This is a genomic window from Rathayibacter sp. AY1H2 (assembly GCF_002931985.1).
Classification (GTDB): domain Bacteria; phylum Actinomycetota; class Actinomycetes; order Actinomycetales; family Microbacteriaceae; genus Rathayibacter.
Genome location: NZ_PSUV01000006.1, coordinates 1 through 18,987 on the forward strand (window position 1 = coordinate 1; position 18,987 = coordinate 18,987).

Sequence of the window (18,987 nt, forward strand, 5' to 3'; positions counted from 1 at the left end):
CCCTCCGAGACCGCCGCCCCGACCCCCGGCTCCCCCGAGCGGGAGACGTCAGCGCCCTGGTGGACGAGCGCCGTCGTCTACCAGATCTACCCGCGCTCGTTCGCGGACTCGAACGGCGACGGCATCGGCGACCTGGGCGGCATCCGCTCGAAGCTCGACCACCTCGCCGACCTGGGGGTCGACGTGATCTGGCTCTCGCCGGTCTACCCGTCGCCGCAGCACGACAACGGCTACGACATCTCGGACTACGAGGACATCGACCCGCGGTTCGGGACGCTGGAGGAGTTCGACCTGCTCCTCGCGGAGGCCCACGAGCGCGGCATCCGCATCGTGATGGACCTCGTGGTCAACCACACGAGCGACGAGCACGCCTGGTTCGTCGAGTCCCGCTCCTCGCAGGAGGACCCGAAGCGCGACTGGTACTGGTGGCGCCGCGGGCGCCGCTCGGCCGAGCCCGGCCGCGAGCTCGAGGCGGCCGCCGGCGCCGGCCTCGACGTCGCCGAGCCGAACGGCTGGCGCTCCTACTTCTCCGGCCCGGCCTGGACGCTCGACCCGGCGACGGACGAGTACTTCCTCCACCTCTTCGCGGTGCAGCAGCCGGACCTCAACTGGGAGAACCCCGAGGTGCGGCACGCGGTGCACGCGATGATGAACCGCTGGCTCGACCGCGGAGTGGACGGCTTCCGGATGGACGTGATCAACCTCGTCTCGAAGGACGTCGGAGCCGTCGACGGCGAGCAGGGCGGCGCGGGCATCGTCGGAGGGGTGGGTCCGCGGCTCCACGAGTACCTCCGCGAGATGCACGAGGCCGTGTTCGCGCACCGCGAGGGCTCCTTCCTCACCGTCGGCGAGATGCCCGGGGTCACCCTCGAGGAGGCGGTGCTCGTGACCGATCCCGAGCGGCGTGAGCTCGACATGGTCTTCCAGTTCGAGCACGTCGGCATCGACCACGGAGTCGACAAGTTCCACCCGGTGCCGCTGGACCTGGTCGCCTTGAAGGCCAACCTCGCGCGCTGGCAGGACGGCCTGGCCGAGCGCGGCTGGAACAGCCTGTACCTCGGCAACCACGACCAGCCGCGTCTCGTCTCGCGCTTCGGGGACGACGGCGCGCACCGCTACGAGTCCGCGACCCTCTGGGCGACGCTCCTCCACCTCCAGCGCGGCACGCCGTACATCTACCAGGGCGACGAGATCGGGATGACGAACGTCCCGTTCGCCGGCATCGAGGACTTCCGCGACGTCGAATCCCTGAACTACTGGGCCGAGGCCGTCGGCGAGCGCGGCGAGGACCCGGCGACCGTGCTCGCCGGGCTGCGCGCGCAGAGCCGCGACAACGCCCGCACGCCGGTGCAGTGGGACGACAGCCTCCAGGCCGGCTTCACGACCGGCGAGCCGTGGATCGCGGTCAACCCGAACGCCGCCGAGGTGAACGTCGCCGCCGATCGGGCCGCCGAGCGGTCGGTCTTCGAGTACTACCGGGCGCTGATCGCGCTGCGGCACGCCGACGAGACGGTGCAGCTGGGCCGCTTCGCGCTGCTGGAGCCCGAGCACCCCGCGCTCTTCGCCTTCACGCGCACCGGACCGGGCGAGCTGCTCGTCGTCGGGAACGTGTCCGGTGAGCCGCTCGAGGTGCCGCTGCTCGAGGAGTGGGCGGCTGCCGAGACGGTCCTCGGCAACGTCGCCGGTGCGACCGGGTCGACGCTCGGCCCGTGGGAGGCGCGCATCCTGCGCCGCTGAACCTCGCCGCGCCCCGCTCCGAGCCCGGCGCGGGGCGCGGCGCTCGACGGCGGCGGACCAGCGGGCGAGAGCCTCAGGCGGAGACGCGGTCCAGCTGAGCGATGTCGCTCCGGGTCAGCGGGAGCGCGGCCGCCGCGAACAGCGACTCGAGCTCCGCGGCGTTCCGCGCCCGGACGATCGCCGCCGAGACCTCCTGGTGCGAGAGCACCCAGGCGAGCGCGACCACGCCGGGCTCCGTGCCGTGGGCCCCGGCGATCTCGTCGAGGGCAGCGAGCACGCGGGAGCCGTGGCGGCCGACGTAGTCCAGGCCCGCCTCGAACAGGGCCGACTCCGGCTCGTCCGTGCGGCTGCGCAGGGCGCCGGTGAGGTAGCCGCTCGCCAGGGGCAGCCGCGCGAGGGTGCCGAGCTCGAGCCGCACCACCTCGGGCGCGACGTCGGTCTCGTAGGTCCGGCGCTCCATCAGGCTGTACTCCGACACGACGGCCGAGAGCGACGGCAGCGCGAACGCGGTCGCCGTCTCGTGCAGCGCCGTGATCGCGGCTCCGCTGAAGTGCGCGGCGCCCAGGGCGCCGACCGATCCGTCCGCCAGGAACGGCGCGACCGCCGCCAGGCTGTCGGCGATGGGGATCCCGGGGTCCTCGCTGTCGAACGAGAGCAGGTCGATCCGGGTGCCGAGCCGCTCGAGGCTCCCCTCGATCGCGATGCGGACGTCCTCCGGGGCGAGGCCCGGCGCGTCCGGGTGCCGGCCGACCTTCGTCGCGACCAGCATCCGCTCGCGCAGCCCGCTCTGCTCGAGCCAGCGGCCGATCATGTACTCGCTCCGACCGGTCGCGTAGTGGTCCGCGGTCGAGATCAGGGTGCCGCCGAGACGGCCGAAAGCGTCGAGCACCTCGGTGGTGTCGTCGATCCCGGCGGCCCAGCCGAAGACGGAGCCGTCGAGGGCGAGCGGATGCACGGGGAGGCCGGTCCGACCCAGGGTGCGTGAGAGGAGCAGCGTCTCCGGCTCGGTGGCCAGGGGCGTCGGGTCGGTCACGGAGTCCTCCGGTCGGGGCGGTGCGGCGCGGTCCCGCCACCGTACCCCATGCCCCGCCGACGACGGACGCCCGCCCCACCGGAGTGGGACGGGCGTCACGGTCGTGCAGGAGGGATCAGCTCTCGGCGGGAGCCTCGACCTCGGCCTCCTCGGCCACGACGGGCGCGAGGGACAGCTTGCCGCGGTCGTCGATCTTGGTGATCTGGACGAGCAGCTTCTGGCCGACTCCGAGGACGTCCTCGACGTTCTCGACGCGCTTGCCGCCGGCGAGCTTGCGGACCTCGCTGATGTGCAGCAGTCCGTCCTTGCCGGGGAGGAGCGAGACGAACGCGCCGAAGGTCGCGAGCTTGACGACGGTTCCGAGGAACTGCTCGCCGACCTCGGGGTTGGTCGGGTTCGCGATGGCGTTGACCTGCGCACGCGCGGCCTCGGCCGACGGACCGTCGACGGCTCCGATGTAGACGGTGCCGTCCTCCTCGATGGAGATGTCGGCGCCGGTCTCGTCCTGGATCGCGTTGATCGTCTTGCCCTTGGGGCCGATCAGCTCGCCGATCTTGTCGACGGGGATCTGCACCGAGATCACGCGGGGCGCGGTCGGGGCCATCTCGTCGGGCTGGTCGATGGCCGCCGTGAGCACCGCGAGGATCGTGGTGCGGGCGTCCTTGGCCTGCTTGAGCGCGGCGTCGAGCACCGACGACGGGATGCCGTCGAGCTTCGTGTCGAGCTGGATGGCCGTGACGAACTCGGCGGTTCCGGCGACCTTGAAGTCCATGTCGCCGAGCGCGTCCTCGGCGCCCAGGATGTCGGTCAGCGCCGCGTAGCGGGTCTGGCCGTCGACGACGTCGGACACGAGGCCCATCGCGATGCCCGCGACCGGGGCGCGCAGCGGCACTCCGGCGTTGAGGAGCGACAGGGTCGACGCGCAGACCGAGCCCATCGAGGTCGAGCCGTTGGAGCTCAGCGCCTCGGAGACCTGGCGGATCGCGTAGGGGAACTCCTCGCGGCTCGGCAGCACCGGCACGAGGGCGCGCTCGGCGAGGAAGCCGTGCCCGATCTCGCGACGCTTCGGCGATCCGACGCGGCCGGTCTCACCGGTCGAGTAGGGCGGGAAGTTGTAGTGGTGCAGGTACCGCTTCTTGGTGACGGGCGACAGCGAGTCGATCTGCTGCTCCATCTTGAGCATGTTCAGCGTGGTGACACCCAGGATCTGGGTCTCGCCGCGCTGGAAGATGGCCGAGCCGTGGACGCGCGGGATGACCTGCACCTCGGCGTCGAGCGGGCGGATGTCGGCCAGGCCGCGTCCGTCGATGCGCACGCCGTCGCGGAGGATGCGGCCGCGGACGACCACCTTCGTGACGGACTTGTACGCCGCTCCGACCTGGTTGTAGGCCTCGGCCGACAGCTGACCCGAGGCGATGCGCTCGGCGATCTGCTCCTTGACGCGCGCCTTGAGGGCGTCGTCGGCGTCCTGCCGCTCGACCTTGTCGGCGATCTGGTACACGCGGACGAGCTCGTCGTAGCTGAGCTCGGCGACGTTGTCGTAGGTCTCCTGCGCGTAGGGCAGGAAAACCGGGTAGTCCTTGACCGGCTTCGCGGTCTCGGCCGCGAGCTTCGCCTGCGCCTCGACGAGTGCGCGGAGGAAGGGCTTGGCGGCCTCGAGGCCCTCGGCGACGACGTCCTCGCTGGGCTTGGTCGCACCCGCCTTGATGAGGTTCCAGGAGGACTCCGTGGCCTCGGCCTCGACCATCATGATGGCGACGTCCGAGGAGCCGTCCTCGTTGGTGACGACGCGGCCCGCGACGGTGAGGTCGAAGACGGCGTTCTCCAGCTGGGAGGCCTTGGGGAAGGCGACCCACTGGTCGTTGCCGGAGCCGTCGGACATGAGCGCCAGGCGGACGCCGGCGACCGGGCCGGAGAACGGCAGGCCGGAGATCTGCGTGGACGCGCTCGCGGCGTTGATCGCGAGGGCGTCGTAGAACTCGTCCGGCGCGATGCTGAGGACCGTGATGACGATCTGGACCTCGTTGCGCAGGCCCTCGACGAACGAGGGGCGCAGCGGCCGGTCGATCAGACGGCAGACCAGGATCGCCTCGGTGGAGGGGCGGCCCTCGCGGCGGAAGAACGAGCCGGGGATCTTGCCGGCGGCGTAGGAGCGCTCCTCGACGTCGACGGTCAGCGGGAAGAAGTCGAAGTTGTCCTTCGGGTTCTTCGAGGCCGACGTGGCCGAGAGGAGCATGGTGTCCTCGTCGAGGTAGGCGGCGACGGCGCCCTGAGCCTGCTGCGCGAGGCGGCCGGTCTCGAAGCGGACGGTGCGGGTGCCGTACGAGCCGTTGTCGAGAACGGCTTCGGCGAATGTGATTTCAGGACCTTCCAAGAGGTCTGTCTCCTTAACGTCTGCAGCGGCGCCCCTTCTGGGCGCCGGCGTTCGTCGGAGCAGCGGTCCGGTCAGGAATCGAGACGATCCCACGGCAGGGCTTCGCGCCGTGCCGTCGTGTGGAGGGCGTTCGTGCTGGCCACCAGTAGAAGAGCTCCGGGCTGTCGCGACCTGTGCCGCGAGCGGGACGTGCCGCCTGCGACTCGTGCCGCGGCGGCCCGTGCTCTGTCGCACGCTGCCGCCGTCCGGGACTCCACCACCGAGGACCAGCTTCCTGCCGGCCTGCTCCGTGGCTCGAACCCTGGGTCGACCGGCGGTCGCTTTCGGATTCGGAACCGGTTCATGCTATCAGCCGCGGTGCGGTTCCTCCATGGACCGCGCCGACCCGGGGGCCTTCAGCCCGTCAGCCCCGCGTCTCGTGCATCAGCAGCTCGACACGCAGCCCGCCCCTCGCGCTCACGATGCGGGCCGGCACGCGGGGCGACCTCCCCGCCTCCGAGAGCCGGGCGAGGGCGGCCTCGACCACGTTCTCGAGACCGCGCGGCACCTGGCCGACGAGCCCCGAGGGGCGCTGGGCCGCGAACAGGCGGACCGGCATCGGAGCGTCCACGCGCTCCTCCTCCGCGGTGCGGCGCGGGATCACGGCCGTGACCTCGTCCTCGCCGAGGGCGAGCACCCGCGCGATCTCGTCCTGGTGCGGCCGGGAGTCGGCGAGGCGGAGGAGGGTGTCGCCGCGCCGCGACTTCGGGCGCAGCTCGTAGTCGTAGTCGTCGAGCTTGCCCGAGCCGCGGTCGTCGGAGGGGAGGGGGTTCGCGTCGCCGCGTCCGAACGGGAAGAGCTTCATGCCCCCATTGTCCAGCGCGCGGCCCCTCCCCCGCTCGCGTCAGGCGGTGCGCCGCATCCGGGCGATCGCCGAGAGCACCAGGACGAGCACGACGGCGACGAAGCCGAGCAGGACCGGGACGGCCGGCAGGAGCGCGAGCGCGGCACCGATCGCCAGGACCGGCACCGCGAGGCCGAGGTAGGCGGCGAGGAACACGGCCGCGAGCACCTCGCCGCGGGTCTCGTCGGTGGCGAGCGAGCCGGCGACTCCGAGCGCCAGGCGGAAGAGCAGGCCCACGCCCGCTCCCGCGAGCACCCCGCCGACGATGAAGGCGGACACCGAGACGATCACGGCGCCGGTCGCGACCAGCAGCAGCCCGGCCGTCAGCGCCACGGCCGCGAGGCGGAGCGCCGTCCGCGAGGACAGCCGGATCGAGACCAGCTGCGCGACGGCTCCGGCGGCGAAGACCCCGAAGGAGACCGCGCCCGCCTCGAGGTGGGAGGTCTCGCCGAAGCGCCCGGCGAGGAAGGTCGGCGCCAGCGAGGTGAAGAGGCCGAACACGGCGAACCCGGCGAACGCGCCGACCGCAGCCGAGAGGAAGACGCCGCGGGAGGCGGCCGGCACGGCCAGGCGCTGCGGACGGTAGGCCGGGAGGACCTCGCGCCGCTCGACCGTCTCGGGGACGAGCGCGACGCCGATCCCGAGGACGACCAGGAGGACGAGGAACACGGCGTACGGGACGACCAGGGGCTCGCGCACCGTCACGGCGAACACCCCGCCGACGAGCGGGCCGAGCGCCAGCCCGCCCATGTTGACGAGGGCGGAGACGGCGCGGGAGGCGCCGGGGCCCTCCTCCGGGCGGGCGACGGCGCGCAGCTCCGAGAGGTGGGCGGTGGCCGTCGCGGTGAGCGCGCCGACGCCGAGCCCGGTCAGCAGGCGGGCGAGGATCAGCCCGGGCACGTCCGGCCAGAGCAGGAACACGGCGGCCGCCAGGACCTCGACGAGGATCGACGCGAGCAGGATCCGGCGGCGGCCGAGCCAGTCGCTGACGTGCCCGGCGAGGAAGAGGCTCGCCACGACTCCGACCGCGTACGCGGCGAAGACCACGGTGACGACGAAGGCCGGGAACCCGTCGCGCTGCTGGTAGATCGCGTAGAGCGGTGTCGGCACGGTCGAGAACGCCATCACCGTGAGGAAGGCGACGGCGATCACCCGGAAGCCGTGGCGGTGCGGGAGCTCGCGGCGGTGGACGGATGGGAGGGAGCGCTCGGTGGTGGTCACGGTGTCCACAGTGCTCCGCCCCATCATCCGTGTCCAACGGAGGATCTCGGTTGGATTGATCGTCCCTGCTGGATAATGGGCGGATGGACGACCGCCAGCTCGCCGCCTTCGTCGCCGTCGCCGAGGAGCTCAGCTTCACCCGGGCGGCCGCGCGCCTGTTCGTCGTGCAGTCGACCCTCTCGGCGAGCATCCGCTCGCTCGAGCAGGAGCTCGGCTCGCCGCTGTTCGCCCGCTCGACCCGGCGGGTGGCGCTCACCGCGGTCGGCGAGGCGCTCCTGCCCTCGGCCCGATCGGCGATCGACAGCCTCGACCGGATGCGCTCGCTCGCGGCCGATGACGCGGCGGGGCTCCGCGGGCGGGTGCGGGTGGGCACCTTCTCCGCCCTCGACCTCGTCGACCTGCCCGGCGCGCTCGGCGTCTTCCGCACTCGGCACCCGCTGGTGGACCTGCTCCTGCGCACCTCGACCACCGGCTCCACCGGTCTCGCCGAGGACCTGCGCCGCGGCCTGCTCGACGCCGCTCTGCTGGCACTGCCGGCGACGCAGCTGCGGGGCCTGGCGGTGACGCGGCTGGTGCGCAGCGACTACGTCCTGCTGGTGGAGAGCGCGCATCCGCTCGCCGCGGCGGGACCGCCCTCCCCGCAGGACCTCGACGGGCTCACCTTCGTGGACACGCCCGCCGGCTTCGGCAACAGGGTCGCCGTCGACCTCGCCTTCCGCGAAGCCGGGGCGTCGCGCCGGGTGGCCACCGAGGTCGCCGATCTGCCGGGGATCCCCCGCTTCGTGCAGGCGGGGCTGGGGCCGGCGATCGTGCCGCGCGCGGGCGTCGAGCCGCTGGAGGGCGTCACGGCCCTCGCGCTCGACTGGCCGGGGCTGGTCTGGGAGCTCTCGGTCTGCACGGCGCCGCGCCCCTCCGCCGCGGCGCAGGCGCTCACGGCCGTGCTGGCGGAGCGGTCGGCCTAGGCCTCAGCCCTCGCGCAGGGGGCCGCGGACGATCGAGTCGCCGGAGTGCTCCGGGTCGTCGTCGAACGGCTCCTGGGAGACGTCCACGAGCGGGTACTCGGCGAGGTCGACGTCGTCGGGCACGGCGAAGACGCCGTCGGTCCCGTCGAGCACGCCGAGCCCGACCAGCCCGGAGGCGTCGGCGGCGAGGAGCCAGACCTCCCGGTACGAGTCGTCCGCGCTCTGCGCATCGAGGTGCACGTGCAGGCGGCGGGTGCCGTCGGCGTCCTCCAGCTCGGCGGTTCCGCTCGCTCCCTGCCAGTCGGGGAGAGCGGCGAGATCAGCGCGCGCCACGACGGCGGCGGTGTCGTCGCTCCGCGAGGCCTGCCACCAGGCTCCGCCCGCGACCCCGATGACGAGCGCGCCGAGAGCGGCCAGCACGGCGCTCAGAGCGCGGGGCCGGCGACGGCGGGCGGGGCGGTGCCGTCCCGGGGGAAGGGCGAGCGGAGGCGGCACGGCAGCGGCCGACGACGGCAGGGCGCCGGGCCCGAGGTCGCCGAGGGCGAGCTCCTCGCGGATGCGGTCCCAGACGATCGCGGGCGGCGCCTCCAGCTCGACAGCACGGCTCGCACGGCCCAGGCCCGCGGCGTGGCCGAGCTCGACCAGCTGCCGGGCGCAGTCGGGGCAGTCGCGCAGGTGGGCCTGCTCGGCGTCGCTCGAGTGCTCGCCGAGGGCGAGCAGGGCGAGCTCGTCGGGATCGAGGTGGGTCATGTGCTGCTCACCTCCAGGCGGGAGCGGAGCCGGTCGAGGCTGCGGCGGATGTGGCTCTTGACGGTACCGAGCGGCAGGCCGGTGCGCTCGGCGATCTCGGTGTGGGTGAGGTCCTCGTAGAAGGCGAGGCCGATCACCCGCCGGGGGACGGGATCCAGGCGGGCCAGCTCGTCGGCGATCAGGATCCGCGCCTCGAGGTCGACGGGGGCCTCCCCCTCCTCGACCGGCGTGACGGCGACGAGGGCCTCGGTGAGCCTCCGCTCGCGCGCCCGCGCCTCGTGCGCGTCCGCGATCCTCCTCCGGGAGATCCCCACCAGCCAGGCTCCGAGAGCCGCCCGTCCGGGGTCGAAGCCCGAGCGCGAGGTCCAGGCCGAGACGAAGACGCGCTGCACCACGTCCTCCGCGTCGCCGCGGTCGCCCAGCGAGCGCAGCGCCAGCGTGAAGACCAGCGGCGACCAGCGCGAGTACGCCTCGGCGAGCGCCGCCTCCTCCCCTGCGGCGAAGCGGCGGCCGAGCCGGGCCACGAGAGCGCTGTCGGCCTCGGCGCCGTCGGCGGGCTCGATGGTCTCGATCAGGGGGTCCCTCCAGGGCTGCGGGGAGCGCTGCCGCCCGGGGGCGTGCGGCGCTGCGAGGCTCATCGTACGTCGCTGAGGCTCGGGCGGGCGGATCAGCCGGCCGGGACGGCCGTGACTACCACGTTGCTGAGGTAGTGGCGGGTGTCGTAGTCGAAGTCGCCGCCGCAGGTGATCAGGACCAGCCGCGGCGGTCCGTCGGCGGCGAACACGGCCGAGAGGTCGACCGTGGTCTTCTCCGTGGTCTCCACCGTCGAGACGGTGTACGCGCGCTCCGCGCCGTCCGCGCCGGTGAGGGTCACGGTCTGGCCCGGGACCGCCTTCTTCAGCTCGACGAACGGCCCGAGGCCGTAGGCGAGGGAGTCGACGTGCGCGGCGATCACGACCGTGCCCTCCGGCTCGTCGAGGCCGGCGCCGAAGCGGTACCAGCCGGCGACCTGCGTGTCGGGCACGAGCTCCATCGTGCCGTCGTCCGCGACTCCGACCGGCTCGACGGCCATGTCGACGGGGAGCCCGTCGACGACGAGCCGCTCGGGAGCGAGCGCGGTGGGGGCGGGGGTCGCGCCGAGCCGGGCGTCCGCCACCGGGACGGACGGCACCGCTTCCGGCAGGGCCGCCGCGGGCGAGGAGGGGACCGTGGCCGGCACCGGCTGCTGGGGCGCCGAGGAGACGGCGGCGGGAGCGGGCTCCACCCGGGACTCCTGCGCCGCGCATCCGGCGAGACCGGCACCGGCCACGATCAGCCCGACCACGGCGAGGACGCGCAGAGGGAAGGGGCTCCGGCTCATGGCGTCCTCCTGGGTCGTGGTCGGGGGTGCCGGGACGGCCGCGCTCCAGCACGGCCGACCCGGCGGTCGGAGCCTCGGGTCAGCGACGCGAGGCGGCGGTGCGGCGGCCGATCAGCACGGCGCCGGCGGCGGCGAGGGCGGCGAGCAGTGCTCCGCCCCACCAGCCCGCGGCGGCGTCGGGACGGTTGTCCGCGGCGAGGCCGGCCTCACCGGCGGGGACGCCCGACGGCGAGGAGTGCAGTCCGTCGATGGTCTGCGTCGCGAGAGCGAGGTTGCCCTTCTCCAGGCTGCCCCAGGCGTAGACGATCGTGTTCACGCCCTCCTGGACCTGCACGTCGGCCGGGCCGATGACCGGCGCGGTGGTCCCGGTCGCGGCGACCACGGTCGAGATCGTGGCCGGGGCGAGGTTCAGCACGCCCTCGTTCGGGTTCGTCACGTTCGTCAGGACGGGCGACCCTCCGGCGAGGATGTCCACGGCCGGAGCGGCGGCGATGTGGCGGACCGTGAGCCGGCCCTCGCCCGCGGCGGTCTTCGAGATGTCATTGGTGAAGAGGGTCGCGGTGGGGGTGTTGTCCGGCTTGAGGTGCGCCGCGACGGTGTAGCTCTTCCCCGCCTCGAGGCTGATGTCGATCGGGCCGATCACGGGGGCGCTGGCGTCCGCGGCGGTGGAGGCCGTGATGGCGACCTTGTAGGTGCCGGTGGGGAGGTCGAGCGGGCCGGCGAGCGAGCCGGGGGTGAAGTCGTCGAGCGTCAGCTTGCCGTCGACGTAGACGTCGACCGGGGTATCGGGGACGGCGTGCAGGACCGAGAGGTCGGCCGAGTCGGCGTCGGCGGCGGCGGCGGGCGTGGCGGCGATGCCGACGACGGCCAGGGTTCCGATGCAGGCACCGGCGAGCAGGCTGCGGGAGAAGCGGGAGATGGTCACGGTGTTCCTCTTTCACGATGGGACCCGCGTGGGGTCGGGGGGTGGTCGAGAAGGGCCTTCACCACTACTTCCGGCCGAGGCGCCTCCTCGGATGCACCCGGTCTGAGATTCTTCGAAAGAATTCCTGCCGGACGCTTCGCGAGCCCCTCGCAGCGCTGGCCCGAGCGCCCGCGCCGGGCTAGCCTCCGACCAGGAGGTGCGGAGGATGGGCAGGCGCGGCGTGGTCCTCCTCCTCGCCGCCGCGGCGCTCACCACGGCGGCGGTCGCGGGCGTGCAGGGCTCCCTCGCCCCCCGGGCGCCGGTCGCCGGTCAGTCCGCCGCCGCCTCCGACGCCCCCGCCCAGTGCGACGACGCGCGGGAGCTGCTGGCCGCCTCGTCCGCCTTCGAAGGCGGAGCGGGCGTGCCGGCCGGCCACCTCGTGGCCTGCCTCGACGAGGACCACCGGCGCCTCACGATCCACAACCGCACCCCCGTCGTCTGGAGTCTCGGCGACTCCTCGGTGCGGGGCGTGACGAGCGGGACGGACGGAGTGACGGGTCTGCTGAGCCTGCACGCGTCGCAGTCCTCCTCCGGGCTGCTCCTCGCACCCGGATCGGCGGCCTCGGTCTCGGCCGGCGACGGGAGGATCCAACCGCGGCCCGACGAGCCCTCGACCCGGCTGCAGCTCGCGCTCACCGCGGTGGTCGCGGCTCAGGATCAGGCGATCGGCCCCTCCGCCGGTCCCGACAGCATCATCCGCGGCGCCGCGCTCACCTGCGCGGTCGTGGTCGCGGAGTCGGACACCGGCTGGCGGGTGACCTCGCCGCGGGCTCTCGCCGCGGCGGCCGAGGACCCGGTGTGCGCGCGCGACTGGGCCCGCGCCCAGCGCAGCGCGGCGGCGTGGCGGATCGCCCTGCCCGGGCTCGTCGACGCCGTGGAGGCTCCCGGCCGCCCCGAGGAGGACACGGCGCTCCAGCAGGCCGCGGCCGACTGGTTCTCGGCCTCGAGCGGCTACTCGTGGGGCGGAATCGACCGCCCCGCTCCCCTGCCCTGACCGGCGCCGCGCGCCTCGTCCGCCCGGGAACGCGGAACGGGCCGCCCTCCGCGAGGAGGACGGCCCGTTCGGCAAGAAGTTCACGGTGTCATCGAGACCGCGCCCTGCTCCGGGAGGAGCTAGCGGCGCAGACCGAGACGCTCGATCAGCGAGCGGTAGCGGTTGATGTCCACATCCGACAGGTAGCCGAGGAGTCGACGACGCTGACCCACGAGCAGCAGCAGACCACGACGCGAGTGGTGGTCGTGCTTGTGCTCCTTGAGGTGCTCGGTGAGGTCCTTGATCCGCTTGGTCAGGACGGCCACCTGCACCTCGGGGGATCCGGTGTCACCGGGGTGGGTCGCGTACTCTTCGATGATCGCCTTCTTGACATCTGCTTCGAGTGCCATATATGGGATCCCCTCTCTCTCGTTGCGCGGTGCCCGGCGCCTGATGCGTGGGCTCTCTTGATCCGCGGCCGTCGAACGGCAACTGCACGACTCTACCAGAGGGAGGGCGGTATCAGGAGCCGGTGGCCCGGTTCCAGAGCACGACGAGCCACGGCGAGACCAGCAGCTGCCAGTAGACGAGCACGAGGACGTTGAGGACCACGCCGATCCAGCCGGCGATCGGCGGACGCTTCTCGCGACGCCGGGCGCGGAGGGTGGAGACGGCGAGCAGGATCCCGGCGAGCAGGACCGCGTGCACGAGCGCGGTGTAGAGCACGCCGACCAGCAGGTCGCTGACGGCCTGGTCGCCCGGGTAGGCGCCGAGCGAGATAAGGGCGTACCAGACGAAGAACGACAGCGGGACGGCGAGGACGGCCAGGAGGACCGAGACGATCCCGGCTCCGTAGCGGCGGAGGAAACCGCGAGCTCCCGAGGCCGTGGCACCGGTCCGAGCGGCTCCGGCGCGGACGCCGCCCGTGGAGCTGCGCCGACCGCCCGTGGCGGCCGCCGCGCGACGCGCGCCCGCCTCGGCGGCGGTGCGGATCGAGCGTCGCGAGGGGGCGGCTCCGGCTGCTCGCGGGGCAGGAGGACCCTGACGCCCGGGCGCGCCGTCGGATGACGTGCTCATGCCTCTCACCCTAGGGGATGACCCCTGAGCCCCCGGATCGGCGCGACGCGGCCCGCCGGGGCGGCGGAGTCAGCAGAATGGAGCGAGTGAGCCAGACCCCCCGCGCCCCCCGGCGCAGCCACGTCCTCGACGTCTCCCCCCTCCGCGAGTCCCCGGCCTTCGCCCGGCTCTGGGCCGGCAACGTGATCTCGGGCATCGGCGGCCAGATGACGATCGTCGCGGTCGGCCTGCACATCTACGAGCTCACCGGATCGACCCTCGCGGTCGCGCTGGTCGGCGTGGTGGCGCTGGTCCCGACCGTGATCGCCGGCCTCTACGGCGGGATGCTCGCCGACGCGTTCGACCGCCGCCTGGTGCTCCTGCTCGCCGCGGTCGTGGCCTGGGGCTCGACCGCGGGGATCGCGGCCCTCGCCTGGCTCGGCGCCGAGACCCCGCTCTCCCTCTACGCGCTCACCGCCGTGAACGCGGTGGCGACGACGGTGATCGTGACCACCCGGATGACGCTGGCTCCGCGGCTGCTCCGCACCGAGCTGGTCCCCGCCGCCGCCGCGCTGGGCGGCATCGCGAGCGGAGTCGAGGTGACCGTGGGGCCCGCCCTCGCCGGCGTGCTGGTCGCCTCCTCCGGCTTCGCGATCACGTACACGATCGACGTCGTGCTGTTCCTCGCCGCGTTCCTCGGCATCGCGGGGCTGCCGGCGCTCGTGCCCGAGGGCGAGCGGCAGCGGCCGGGGCTGGAGTCCCTCCGCTACGGCCTGGGCTTCCTGAAGGGCGCCCCGAACATCCGGATGTCCTTCCTGGTCGACATCGTGGCCATGACCTTCGGACAGCCGCGCGTGGTCTTCCCGGCGGCCGCCGCCGTGCTGCTCGGCGGAGGCGCGGTGACGGTGGGCGCCCTCACGGCCGCGTTCGCGATCGGAGCGCTGATCAGCGGCGTCTTCTCGGGCCGGCTCACCGGGGTCCGCCGGCAGGGCCTCGCGATCGGCCGCTCGATCCAGGTGTACGGAGCGTTCGTGGTCGCGTTCGGCGCGGTCCTGCTCGGTGCCGCACTCGTGCAGCACGACGCGTCGGCGCCGAACGCGGTGCTCATCGCGCTGGCGGCGGTCGCCCTGGCCGGCGCGGGCGCCTCGGACAACGTCAGCTCGATCTTCCGGCAGACGATGCTGCAGACCGCGGTCCCGGACAACATGAGGGGTCGTCTCCAGGGCGTGTTCATCGTCGTGGTGACGGGCGGCCCGCGGGTCGGCGACCTCTACACGGGACTGCTCGCCTCGCTCGCGCTGCTCTGGCTGCCGCCGCTCGCGGGCGGGCTCGCGATCATCGCGATCCTCGCCGCGGTGCTGCGACTGCGGCCGGGGTTCCGCGCGTACGACGCCCTCCACCCGACGGCCTGAGCGGAGGGGCGTCTCCCTCGAGGCGGACGGGACAGCGCGCCCGCCCGCTCGGCTCAGGCCGGCGGACGAGCGCGCCGCAGATCAGTCGCCGGAGGCCGCGTCGGCGCCGCCGCCGTCGGTCAGCCGGTCGTCCGAGACCAGTCCGCTGTCGTCGTCGCGGCCCTCGACCCGCACCGGGCGGTAGACGTGGAAGCCGTCGTCGTCGGGCTCCAGCTCCCAGATCACCTCGACCTCCTCGCCGTCGATGTCGGCCAGGCGGGTGAAGGAGCGCTGCGGGGAGCCGTCGATCATCTCGAGGCGGATGCTCTCCTGCTCCGCTCCGCTGTCGAGGATGGCGGTGTACGTCGATTCGGTGTCCATGCCTCGACGCTAGACACGCGCGGGGAGGCGTCGCCACCCCTTGCGGCGGCGCGCGGTCCGCGTAGCGTCGGCACCATGACCGACACCGACATCACTCCCGCCGACTCCGACGACCGCGAGCAGATCACCGAGATGGTGAAGAGCGCCGGGATCGGGCTCCTCACCACCGTCAACGCCACCGGGCAGCTCGTCAGCCGTCCGCTCAAGGCCCAGGACATCGACTTCGACGGCGAGCTGTGGTTCTTCACGCAGGACCCGTCGCCCAAGGTCGACGACATCCGCGCGAACCCGAGCGTCAACGTCGCGTTCGAGTCGAAGAAGGGCTACCTGTCGGTGGCCGGCTCGGCGACTGTCGTGCACGACCCGGCGAAGGTGGACGAGCTGTGGTCCCCGGCCGTCGCCGGCTGGTTCCCCGACGGCAAGGACGACCCGACCGTCGCGCTGATCCGCGTCGAGGCCGAGACCGTCGAGCTGTGGGCGACCGACGAGCCCCGTCCGGTCGTGCTGTTCAAGGTCCTCAAGGCCGCCGTCACCGGCGGACAGCCCGACATCGGCGAGAACCGCACCGTCTCCTTCGAGTGATCCCTCCCCGCGAGGCGCCGCCGGGGCGCGGCGCCTCGCGGGGACAGGCGTCAGGCGCCGCCGAAGCGCTCGGTGCGGACGCGCTCGGGCGCGTGGCCCTGCTCGACCAGGGCGGTGGCGACGGCCTCGACGAACGAGGTCGGGCCGCACACGTAGACGGTCGGCTCGAGCGGGGCCGGCAGAGCCGCCTCGGCGAGCAGCTCCGGAGTGACGCGGCCGGCCGGACGCGCCGCTCCCGCCGGCGCCACCCGGGTGAAGACGTGGTCCACCGCGACTCCGCCCGTCGCGGCCGGCCGCTCGGCGAGCGCCGCCAGCTCCTCGCGGTAGTAGGCGAAGACGGGCGAGCGGACCGAGTAGAGCAGCTGCATCCGCGCCGCGCTCCCGGACCGGGCGTGCTCGCGCGCCATCGCCATCAGCGGCACCACGCCGCTCCCGCCCGCGATCAGCTGCACCGGCTCCGCCTGCTCCGGACGCCAGACGAACCAGCCGCCGATCGGACCGCGGATCTCGAGCCGGTCGCCCGCTTCGAGGCCGTCGACCAGGTACGGGGAGACCTCCCCGTCGTCCAGCCGCTCGACCGCGAGCTCGACCCGCTCCCCGTCGGCCGGGGCGCCGATCGAGTAGGAGCGGCTCGCCTGGTAGCCGTCGGGCGCGGTGAGGCGCACGTCGAGGTGCTGCCCCGCCAGGTGGCCCGGCCACCCGGGCACGCGGAGCACCAGGAGGCGCGACGTGGGCGTGAGCGGCGCGACCGACTCGGCCACCGCCTCCGTCCACATCACCAGTAGCGCTCCTCTTTCCAGGGGTCCCCGTGCATGTGGTAGCCGTTCTGCTCCCAGAAGCCGGGCTCGTCGCCGGGCATCAGGCGGAGGGTCCGCACCCACTTCGCGCTCTTCCAGAAGTAGAGGTGCGGCACCAGGAGCCGGGCGGGGCCGCCGTGCTCGGCCGCGAGGGGCTTCCCCTCGAACTCGGTGACGACCCAGGCCCTCCCGCCGCGGATCTCGGCGAGCGGGAGGTTCGTCGTGTAGCCGCCGAAGCTCTGCGCCATGACGAAGCCGGCGTCCGTCTCCAGGCCCTCCAGCAGCGTGTCGACCGAGACGCCGCGCCAGCTGGTGCCGAGCTTCGACCACCGGGTCACGCAGTGGATGTCGGTGTGCACGTCCTCGTGCGGGAGCGCGTCGAACTCCTCCCGGTTCCAGCGGCGCACGCCCGCGGGCCCGCCGTCGATGGAGAAGGCCCACTCGTGGATGTTCGGGGTGGGCCCGATCGAGAGGACGGGGAAGCCGTTCTCGAGGTGCTGGCCCGGCGGGAGGTCCGGGTCCGCCTCCCTCTTGCCGAAGAAGCCCCGCGTGATGATGCCCATGTCCGCCCTCGTCGTCCTCGGGGCCTGGCCCCGGATCGCTGGAAACCGCTCGTCGCGCTCACGCTACCGCTCGGTGCTACCGCATGCGGGCCCGCCGGGCGAGCCCGGGACCGTGTCGGACGTCGGTGCCAGGATCGGGGCATGAGACGAACTGTCGTGCCGCCGTACCTCCTCGTCCGCATCGCCCGCCTCGACGATCCGGCCTTCGCCCGGGCCGCGCGGGCCGCGAGCCGCTCGCTCGAGCAGGACGTGCCGTTCCGGCGCGTCCGGCCCGGAGAGCCCGCGCCCGACCGCGGGGCGCCGACCGCCGCCGCGACGTCCTCGCCGCGCACCCGCGTGCAGTCCCTCCAGCGCACCATCGCGGACGCGCGGACCGAGGAGACCCTGCCCGGCACGGTCGTCCGCCGCGAGGGCGAGGCGGCCACGGGGGACGCGGCCGTCGACGAGGCGTACGACGGCCTCGGCGCGATGTCGGCCTTCCTGCAGGGTGCGTACGGCCGCGACTCGATCGACGACGCCTGGCTTCCGCTCGACGCGACCGTGCACTTCGGCGACGACTACGACAACGCCTTCTGGGACGGCTCGCGGATGGTCTTCGGCGACGGGGACGGCCAGGTGTTCCGCCGCTTCACCGTCTCGCAGAGCGTGATCGGCCACGAGCTCGCCCACGGCATCACCGAGTACACGGCGAACCTCGTCTACCGCGGCCAGTCCGGGGCGCTCAACGAGTCGGTCTCGGACGTGTTCGGAGCCCTGCTGGAGCAGTACGGCGCCGGCCAGAGCGCCGACGAGGCGAGCTGGCTGATCGGCGAGGGGCTCTTCACCGACGAGGTGCAGGGCACGGCCCTGCGGTCGATGATCGCCCCCGGCACCGCGTACGACGACGACGTCCTCGGCTCCGACCCGCAGCCGGGCTCGATGGCCGACTACGTCGAGACCGACGACGACAACGGCGGAGTGCACATCAACTCGGGGATCCCCAACCGCGCGTTCGCCGTGGCGGCGACGACCCTCGGCGGGAAGGCGTGGGAGCGCGCAGGGCAGGTCTGGTACGACGTGCTGACCGGGGGCGTCCTCACCGCGACGGCCGACTTCGAGGCGTTCGCCGCGCTCACCGTGCAGGCCGCCGCCGAGCGCTACGGATCCGGCTCCGAGGTCGAGGCCGCCGTGCGCACCGGCTGGACGACGGTCGGCGTGACCCTGTCCGCCTGAGCCGGTCCGATCGAGGGCGGAGGCGGGTAGCATCGCGCGCATGGACGTCATCGTGTCGCGCAGCGGCGGAGTCGCCGGCCTCCGCCGGGTGTGGCGGGTCGACGTCGAGCAGCAGCCCGACGAGGGCGCGTGGCGCGACCTGCTCGGCTCGCTCCCCTGGGACGCCGCCGACGGCGAGTCCCCCGGCCGGGCCGACCGCTTCGTCTACGAGATCCGCGTGCAGACGCACCACGTCCGCCTCGGCGAGACCGAGCTCGACGGAGCCTGGCGCGAGCTGGTCGACCGGGTGAAGAAGGCGCAGCCCCGTTAGGAGCTGCGCCTTCTTCGTGTGCTCGGAGCTACTCGGTGCCGAGCAGATCGATCACGAAGATCAGGGTCTTGCCGGAGAGCGGGTGCCCTCCGCCGGCCGGGCCGTACGCCAGCGCGGGCGGGCAGATCAGCTTGCGGCGGCCGCCGACCTTCATCCCCGGGATGCCCTGCTGCCAGGCGCGGATGAGGTTGTTGAGGGGGAAGTTGATCGACTGGTCGCGGCTCCAGGAGGAGTCGAACTCCTCGCCGGTGTCGTACTCGACGCCGAGGTAGTGGACCTCGACGGTCGAGCCGGGCTGCGCCTCGGCGCCGTCGCCGACGACGATGTCCTCGACGACGAGGGTGTCGGGGGCCGGGCCCTCAGGGGCGTCGACCTCGGGCTTGGTCAGGTTCTCGCTGCTCATGCCTCGATCCTACGGCGCTCGGGAGCGGAGTCTGG

21 protein-coding genes are annotated in these 18,987 nt (G+C 73.5%); 7 read left to right on the plus strand and 14 right to left on the minus strand.

Translation table 11 applies throughout. The features are described 5' to 3' along the window. Window positions 1-84: 84 nt before the first annotated feature. Entirely contained in the window at window positions 85-1,737 is a 1,653-nt protein-coding gene (locus C5C29_RS06150; protein WP_104308159.1) for an alpha-glucosidase, read from the plus strand. Between the two features lie 73 nt (window positions 1,738-1,810). On the opposite strand, the gene C5C29_RS06155 is transcribed toward C5C29_RS06150, so the two are convergent. The 4 genes from C5C29_RS06155 to C5C29_RS06170 form a co-directional block, all read right to left on the minus strand. Further along, window positions 1,811-2,770, minus strand: a complete 960-nt coding sequence (locus C5C29_RS06155) for an aldo/keto reductase (protein WP_104226294.1) — start codon at window positions 2,768-2,770, stop codon at window positions 1,811-1,813. A 115-nt stretch (window positions 2,771-2,885) separates the two neighbouring features. Next, window positions 2,886-5,144: a polyribonucleotide nucleotidyltransferase gene (locus C5C29_RS06160; RefSeq protein WP_104224806.1), complete on the minus strand. Its 2,259-nt coding sequence runs from the start codon at window positions 5,142-5,144 to the stop codon at window positions 2,886-2,888. A 403-nt stretch (window positions 5,145-5,547) separates the two neighbouring features. Continuing rightward, the gene (locus C5C29_RS06165) at window positions 5,548-5,988 is read right to left on the minus strand and encodes a hypothetical protein (protein WP_104308125.1); all 441 of its coding nucleotides are present in this window, start codon (window positions 5,986-5,988) and stop codon (window positions 5,548-5,550) included. A gap of 39 nt (window positions 5,989-6,027) precedes the next feature. Then, complete coding sequence (locus C5C29_RS06170; protein ID WP_258069466.1) at window positions 6,028-7,248, minus strand: MFS transporter; 1,221 nt, start codon at window positions 7,246-7,248, stop codon at window positions 6,028-6,030. Window positions 7,249-7,331: 83 nt separating this feature from the next. Here C5C29_RS06170 and C5C29_RS06175 point away from each other — a divergent pair, with 83 nt between their 5' ends. Continuing rightward, window positions 7,332-8,210 (plus strand): LysR family transcriptional regulator, encoded by an 879-nt coding sequence (locus C5C29_RS06175; RefSeq protein WP_104308127.1) that lies wholly within the window; start codon window positions 7,332-7,334, stop codon window positions 8,208-8,210. A 3-nt stretch (window positions 8,211-8,213) separates the two neighbouring features. On the opposite strand, the gene C5C29_RS06180 is transcribed toward C5C29_RS06175, so the two are convergent. The 4 genes from C5C29_RS06180 to C5C29_RS06195 form a co-directional block, all read right to left on the minus strand. Next, a complete protein-coding gene (locus C5C29_RS06180; protein ID WP_104239041.1) occupies window positions 8,214-8,960 on the minus strand; it encodes an anti-sigma factor in 747 nt (248 codons plus the stop codon). Then, window positions 8,957-9,598: an RNA polymerase sigma factor gene (locus C5C29_RS06185; RefSeq protein WP_104226288.1), complete on the minus strand. Its 642-nt coding sequence runs from the start codon at window positions 9,596-9,598 to the stop codon at window positions 8,957-8,959. Before C5C29_RS06185 ends, C5C29_RS06180 begins: the two co-directional genes overlap by 4 nt. Window positions 9,599-9,627: 29 nt before the next feature. Further along, window positions 9,628-10,320: a class F sortase gene (locus C5C29_RS06190; RefSeq protein WP_104262705.1), complete on the minus strand. Its 693-nt coding sequence runs from the start codon at window positions 10,318-10,320 to the stop codon at window positions 9,628-9,630. 79 nt (window positions 10,321-10,399) lie between these two features. Beyond that, complete coding sequence (locus C5C29_RS06195) at window positions 10,400-11,245, minus strand: DUF4397 domain-containing protein (protein WP_258069467.1); 846 nt, start codon at window positions 11,243-11,245, stop codon at window positions 10,400-10,402. Between the two features lie 205 nt (window positions 11,246-11,450). On the opposite strand from C5C29_RS06195, the gene C5C29_RS06200 reads away from it, so the two are divergent. Next, entirely contained in the window at window positions 11,451-12,278 is an 828-nt protein-coding gene (locus C5C29_RS06200) for a hypothetical protein (protein WP_104308128.1), read from the plus strand. A gap of 119 nt (window positions 12,279-12,397) precedes the next feature. On the opposite strand, the gene rpsO is transcribed toward C5C29_RS06200, so the two are convergent. Next, on the minus strand, window positions 12,398-12,667 hold the full coding sequence (rpsO, locus tag C5C29_RS06205) for a 30S ribosomal protein S15 (RefSeq protein WP_068252328.1): 270 nt from the start codon (window positions 12,665-12,667) through the stop codon (window positions 12,398-12,400). Between the two features lie 112 nt (window positions 12,668-12,779). Continuing rightward, on the minus strand, window positions 12,780-13,334 hold the full coding sequence (locus tag C5C29_RS06210) for a hypothetical protein (RefSeq protein ID WP_104224815.1): 555 nt from the start codon (window positions 13,332-13,334) through the stop codon (window positions 12,780-12,782). Window positions 13,335-13,420: 86 nt separating this feature from the next. Here C5C29_RS06210 and C5C29_RS06215 point away from each other — a divergent pair, with 86 nt between their 5' ends. Next, entirely contained in the window at window positions 13,421-14,725 is a 1,305-nt protein-coding gene (locus C5C29_RS06215) for an MFS transporter (RefSeq protein ID WP_258069468.1), read from the plus strand. Between the two features lie 81 nt (window positions 14,726-14,806). On the opposite strand, the gene C5C29_RS06220 is transcribed toward C5C29_RS06215, so the two are convergent. Next, entirely contained in the window at window positions 14,807-15,085 is a 279-nt protein-coding gene (locus C5C29_RS06220) for a hypothetical protein (RefSeq protein ID WP_104308129.1), read from the minus strand. 75 nt (window positions 15,086-15,160) lie between these two features. Here C5C29_RS06220 and C5C29_RS06225 point away from each other — a divergent pair, with 75 nt between their 5' ends. Then, on the plus strand, window positions 15,161-15,667 hold the full coding sequence (locus C5C29_RS06225) for a pyridoxamine 5'-phosphate oxidase family protein (RefSeq protein ID WP_104224818.1): 507 nt from the start codon (window positions 15,161-15,163) through the stop codon (window positions 15,665-15,667). A 50-nt stretch (window positions 15,668-15,717) separates the two neighbouring features. Here C5C29_RS06225 and C5C29_RS06230 read toward each other — a convergent pair whose 3' ends face one another. Both C5C29_RS06230 and C5C29_RS06235 read right to left on the minus strand, forming a co-directional pair. Beyond that, a complete protein-coding gene (locus tag C5C29_RS06230; protein WP_104283799.1) occupies window positions 15,718-16,443 on the minus strand; it encodes a ferredoxin reductase in 726 nt (241 codons plus the stop codon). Beyond that, the gene (locus C5C29_RS06235) at window positions 16,443-17,027 is read right to left on the minus strand and encodes a molybdopterin-dependent oxidoreductase (protein ID WP_104224820.1); all 585 of its coding nucleotides are present in this window, start codon (window positions 17,025-17,027) and stop codon (window positions 16,443-16,445) included. The genes C5C29_RS06230 and C5C29_RS06235 overlap by 1 nt, the downstream gene beginning before the upstream one ends. Window positions 17,028-17,168: 141 nt before the next feature. Here C5C29_RS06235 and C5C29_RS06240 point away from each other — a divergent pair, with 141 nt between their 5' ends. Continuing rightward, window positions 17,169-18,239, plus strand: a complete 1,071-nt coding sequence (locus C5C29_RS06240) for a M4 family metallopeptidase (RefSeq protein WP_104257230.1) — start codon at window positions 17,169-17,171, stop codon at window positions 18,237-18,239. Between the two features lie 40 nt (window positions 18,240-18,279). Then, entirely contained in the window at window positions 18,280-18,549 is a 270-nt protein-coding gene (locus C5C29_RS06245; protein ID WP_104226281.1) for a protealysin inhibitor emfourin, read from the plus strand. Window positions 18,550-18,577: 28 nt separating this feature from the next. On the opposite strand, the gene C5C29_RS06250 is transcribed toward C5C29_RS06245, so the two are convergent. Then, window positions 18,578-18,952: an FKBP-type peptidyl-prolyl cis-trans isomerase gene (locus C5C29_RS06250; protein WP_104224823.1), complete on the minus strand. Its 375-nt coding sequence runs from the start codon at window positions 18,950-18,952 to the stop codon at window positions 18,578-18,580. Between the last annotated feature and the right edge of the window lie 35 nt (window positions 18,953-18,987).

What these genes read in the sequence shown, in the direction of transcription:
- C5C29_RS06165 (WP_104308125.1), bottom strand. Translation starts at nt 5,988, where the DNA reads ATGAAGCTCTTCCCGTTCGGACGCGGCGACGCGAACCCCCTCCCCTCC.
- C5C29_RS06175 (WP_104308127.1), top strand. Translation starts at nt 7,332, where the DNA reads ATGGACGACCGCCAGCTCGCCGCCTTCGTCGCCGTCGCCGAGGAGCTC.
- C5C29_RS06180 (WP_104239041.1), bottom strand. Translation starts at nt 8,960, where the DNA reads ATGACCCACCTCGATCCCGACGAGCTCGCCCTGCTCGCCCTCGGCGAG.
- C5C29_RS06185 (WP_104226288.1), bottom strand. Translation starts at nt 9,598, where the DNA reads ATGAGCCTCGCAGCGCCGCACGCCCCCGGGCGGCAGCGCTCCCCGCAG.
- C5C29_RS06190 (WP_104262705.1), bottom strand. Translation starts at nt 10,320, where the DNA reads ATGAGCCGGAGCCCCTTCCCTCTGCGCGTCCTCGCCGTGGTCGGGCTG.
- C5C29_RS06200 (WP_104308128.1), top strand. Translation starts at nt 11,451, where the DNA reads ATGGGCAGGCGCGGCGTGGTCCTCCTCCTCGCCGCCGCGGCGCTCACC.
- rpsO (WP_068252328.1), bottom strand. Translation starts at nt 12,667, where the DNA reads ATGGCACTCGAAGCAGATGTCAAGAAGGCGATCATCGAAGAGTACGCG.
- C5C29_RS06210 (WP_104224815.1), bottom strand. Translation starts at nt 13,334, where the DNA reads ATGAGCACGTCATCCGACGGCGCGCCCGGGCGTCAGGGTCCTCCTGCC.
- C5C29_RS06220 (WP_104308129.1), bottom strand. Translation starts at nt 15,085, where the DNA reads ATGGACACCGAATCGACGTACACCGCCATCCTCGACAGCGGAGCGGAG.
- C5C29_RS06225 (WP_104224818.1), top strand. Translation starts at nt 15,161, where the DNA reads ATGACCGACACCGACATCACTCCCGCCGACTCCGACGACCGCGAGCAG.
- C5C29_RS06230 (WP_104283799.1), bottom strand. Translation starts at nt 16,443, where the DNA reads ATGTGGACGGAGGCGGTGGCCGAGTCGGTCGCGCCGCTCACGCCCACG.
- C5C29_RS06235 (WP_104224820.1), bottom strand. Translation starts at nt 17,027, where the DNA reads ATGGGCATCATCACGCGGGGCTTCTTCGGCAAGAGGGAGGCGGACCCG.
- C5C29_RS06240 (WP_104257230.1), top strand. Translation starts at nt 17,169, where the DNA reads ATGAGACGAACTGTCGTGCCGCCGTACCTCCTCGTCCGCATCGCCCGC.
- C5C29_RS06245 (WP_104226281.1), top strand. Translation starts at nt 18,280, where the DNA reads ATGGACGTCATCGTGTCGCGCAGCGGCGGAGTCGCCGGCCTCCGCCGG.
- C5C29_RS06250 (WP_104224823.1), bottom strand. Translation starts at nt 18,952, where the DNA reads ATGAGCAGCGAGAACCTGACCAAGCCCGAGGTCGACGCCCCTGAGGGC.